This window comes from Variovorax boronicumulans NBRC 103145 (assembly GCF_001591345.1).
In the GTDB taxonomy this organism is placed as follows: Bacteria; Pseudomonadota; Gammaproteobacteria; order Burkholderiales; family Burkholderiaceae_C; genus Variovorax; species Variovorax boronicumulans.
On the sequence record NZ_BCUS01000231.1, the window covers coordinates 1 to 3596 of the forward strand.

A 3596-nucleotide genomic window follows, 5' to 3' on the forward strand; every position below is an offset into this window, starting at 1 on the left:
GCAGTCGAGGTCGTCGCGGCCCATGGGCGGCACCGCGCGCACACGCGGCAGGCGTGCGGCGAGCAGGGTCTGCCAGTGGCTGGCGACGGCGTCGCGCAGGCCGGGAACGATGAGGACGGTGGCAGCAGTCATGTCGGCCTGCACCCTCACTGGTTGAGCTGGATGTTGTAGGTCTTGACGATCCGCGCGTTGCGCTCGTACTCGTCGTGCGTGATCTTCGCGAGCTGCTCGGGGCTCTCGCTGGTCATCGGCACGAAGTTCTGCGCGATGAGCCGCTCCCGCACCTTCGGCGAGGAGGCGGCCTTCGTGAGGACCGCATTGATCCGCTTGACGAGGTCGTCGGGCATCCTGGCCGACACGATGGCGCCGGCCCAGTTCGAGAAGTCGATCTCGTCGAAGCCCTGCTCGGCCATCGTGGGCACATCCGGCAGCTGGGCCAGCCGGGTCTTGGCCCCGACCCCGAAGACCTTCACCTTGCCAGCCTTGATCAGTGGCAGCGACGTGACGATGCCGTCGAACAGGATGTCGACCTGGCTGCCCATCAGGTTCTGCAGCGCCGGCGGCGAGCCCGGGAACGGCACGTGCTGCAGGTCCAGCCCCGCCTTCCGGGCAAAGATGGCGCCGGCGTAGTGCGAGCTGGTGCCCGCGGAGTACGAGGCGTAGCTGCCCGGGCTGCCCTTGCCGGTCTTCAGGTAGGCGATGAGTCCCTTCAGGTCGTTGGCCGGCACGGACGGCGCGCTCACCAGCACCATCGCCGAGCGCGCCACCATGGTCACCGGCTTCACGTCCTTGACCGGGTCGAAGCTGGTCTTCATCACCAGGGGAATCTCGGTCAGGATGTTGCTGACCATGAACATGATGGTCTGCCCGTCGGGCGGCGCGCTGTTGAGTGCCTGCACCCCGATGGCGCCACCGGCGCCCGGCTTGTTGTCGACGATCACCGGTTGCCCGATCTCGGCCGAAATGGCGTCGGACAACACGCGGGCCACGACGTCCATGGTGCCGCCCGCGGGCGCCGGCACCACGATCCGCACCGGCTTGGTGGTCCAGGCATGGGCGAGCAGGGGCGCGGCGGCCAGGGCGGCTGCCCAGGGCTTCAGGCGGCGAAGGATGTTGTGGGTTTTTTTCATCGCGATGTCTCCAGGTGTTCTGGTGCCGGTGGTGGGGGGTGCTCAGGCCGCCTTGCGCAGGAAGCCCTGCTGCGCGCCGTTGCGGTTCGGCGCGAAGCCGTTGGCCGCCAGCGATTCCTCGACGGTGTCGTAGAACACGCCGATCTTGGAAATCTCGCGCGCCTGCTTCGCGGTGGCGATGGGGCGGCCGAACTGGCGCGAGATGGCCACCAGCTGCTCGACCTGCGCCACCGTGCCCATCTTGGCGGAGCGCGACTGGTTCCAGAGGTTGTCCTCGATGCCGCAGCGCACGTGCAGGCCCATGGCGATGCCCATCATGTTGACCGGCAGCACGTTGCGCATGGAGCTTTCCACCGTGAGCACCGCGCCGTCGGGCACGGCGCGCACGAAGTTGGCGAGGCTGTAGATGTTGGGCACGTCCATGCCGCCGCCGATGGCCACCCAGTTCATGACCAGCGGGCCCTTGTAGACGCCGCGGCGCATCAGCCGCTCGACCGAGTCGAAGCTGTTGATGTTGTAGCACTGGAAGGCGCTCTGGATGCCGGCCTTGGTGAGGCGGCGGATGTGCTCTTCGGCCCAGCCCGGCTGCGCGGGCACGGTCATTTCCTTGTAGGCGCGGTAGACCTCGGGGTCTTCCATCGAGGTGCCCCGGGTATCGGCGTCGTCCCAGTGCTCGACCACGTTCATCTGCGAGGTGTTGATGGTCACCGTCACCTGGTCGGGCGTGGGCTCCAGCTCGGCCAGCATGTGGCGCGTGTCGTCGCTCAGCCACTTGGCGGCGGCGCCTTCGCTCTCGGGCGCGAAGCTGATCGAGCCGCCGACCTGGATGATCATTTCGGGCACGGCCTTGCGCACGCCGGCGATCAGCTCGTTGAACTTCGACAGCCGCTTGCTGCCCTTGCCGTCGAGCTCGCGCACGTGCAGGTGCAGCACCGTGGCGCCGGCGTTGTAGCAATCGACCGCCTTCTGGATCTGCTGTTCCATCGTGACGGGAATGTCTTCCGGAAAGTCGGCGGGCACCCACGACGGTGCGTAGGGCGCGGCGGTGATGACCAGCGGCTGCTGGTTTTCGGGGAACAGATGGCCGTCGAGAAAGTTCATGGCAGGACCTCGGGAGAAGGGAAGAAGGAAGGGAGAGGGCGCAGGACGTGCCCGCTCAGAAGACCGCTTCGCCGACGATGCCGGCGCGTTCCATCTTTCGATGGCAGGGCGGGTAGTCCATGACCGCGTAGTGCTGGGTCGAACGGTTGTCCCACATGGCCACGTCGCCCGGCTGCCAGCGCCAGCGCACCTGGTACTCGGGAATCTGCACCTGGCTCACGAGGTAGGCCAGCAGCAGGGCGGCGCCGGGCTGGTAGTCCTGCCCGTAGCGCACGTTGGCCGGCGTGTGGAAGTTGGTGAAGTGGGTCGTGAAGCCGTTGACGAACAAAATCTTCTCGCCCGTGTCGGGGTGCGTGCGCACCACCGGGTGCTCGGCGTCGGGAAACTGGGCCTTCAGCGCCAGGCGCTTCTCGATCGGCATCGCGGCGCCGAAGGTGGCCTCGATGCTGTGGCGCGCGCGCAGCCCGGCGATCTGCTGCTGGATGTGCGCGGGCAGCTTCTCGAAGGCCAGTGCCATGTTGGCCCACATGGTGTCGCCGCCCACCGGCGGGCACTCGACGCAGCGCAGCACGCAGCCGAAGGGCGGCTTCTCGCGCCAGGTGGCGTCGGTGTGCCAGCTGTTCTCGTAGCGGTCGACCGGCGTCTCGGGGTTCTTGTAGATGCGCACCAGGCCCGGGTGCTCGGGGTCGCTGCCGACCACGGGGTGGTCTTCCAGCTCGCCGAAGTGGCGGGCAAACGTGACGTGCTCGGCGCGCGTGAGTTCCTGCTGGCGGAAGAACAGCACCTTGTGCTGGACCAGCAGCGCGCGGATCTCGGCCGCCAGGCCGGCGTCGCGCGAGGCCTCGGCCAGCGACACGTGGCGCAGCTCGGCGCCGATGGCGCAGGTCACGGGGTGGACCTGGAGGCCGCGCGCGTGCACGGCGGGGGCCCCGTTCGAGAGGCCTGGCTGGATCGTGGAACCCATGTGTCTTGTCTCCTGTGCCGGTCGTGGGGTGCCGCTGTGCGGCGGTGACCGTGCTGGAAGCAAGAATAGGTCGGGGCCCCTGCGCGCGCCCCCTCCTCGCAGGAGGGGGAGGCGGCCCTGGAGGGGAGGGAGAAACCCTCAGTGCCCGGCGGCGAGCAGCCCCAGGATGCGCGCGCGCTGCACCACCTGCGTGCGCGTGCCGGCGTCGAGCTTGGCGAACAGGTTCTTCACATGCCACTTGACGGTGGTTTCGCCCACCTGCATGGCGCGCCCGATTTCCTTGTTCGACAGGTTGCGCGCCAGCAGCACCAGCACCTCGCCCTCCTTGGGCGTGAGCACGGCGCCGGGCGATGCGGGGGCCGCAGGCGCGGGCGCAGGCGGCACGGCGGGAGCGAGGGGCG

The 3596-nt window shown here is 68.6% G+C and carries 5 protein-coding genes; all 5 read right to left on the bottom strand.

Features of this window, described 5'->3' with window-relative positions:
* Positions 1-132, bottom strand: a 132-nt coding sequence (locus VBO01S_RS33380; RefSeq protein ID WP_174543725.1) for an alpha/beta hydrolase, incomplete at its 3' end; no start/stop codon positions are given.
* A gap of 14 nt (positions 133-146) precedes the next feature.
* The gene (locus VBO01S_RS31070) at positions 147-1130 is read right to left on the bottom strand and encodes a tripartite tricarboxylate transporter substrate binding protein (RefSeq protein WP_062482968.1); all 984 of its coding nucleotides are present in this window, start codon (positions 1128-1130) and stop codon (positions 147-149) included.
* A 42-nt stretch (positions 1131-1172) separates the two neighbouring features.
* On the bottom strand, positions 1173-2231 hold the full coding sequence (locus tag VBO01S_RS31075) for a beta-keto acid cleavage family enzyme (protein WP_062482971.1): 1059 nt from the start codon (positions 2229-2231) through the stop codon (positions 1173-1175).
* 55 nt (positions 2232-2286) lie between these two features.
* On the bottom strand, positions 2287-3195 hold the full coding sequence (locus tag VBO01S_RS31080) for a TauD/TfdA dioxygenase family protein (protein WP_062482974.1): 909 nt from the start codon (positions 3193-3195) through the stop codon (positions 2287-2289).
* 138 nt (positions 3196-3333) lie between these two features.
* Positions 3334-3596 (bottom strand): response regulator transcription factor (locus VBO01S_RS31085; protein ID WP_169805115.1); only part of this gene is annotated, 263 nt, incomplete at its 5' end.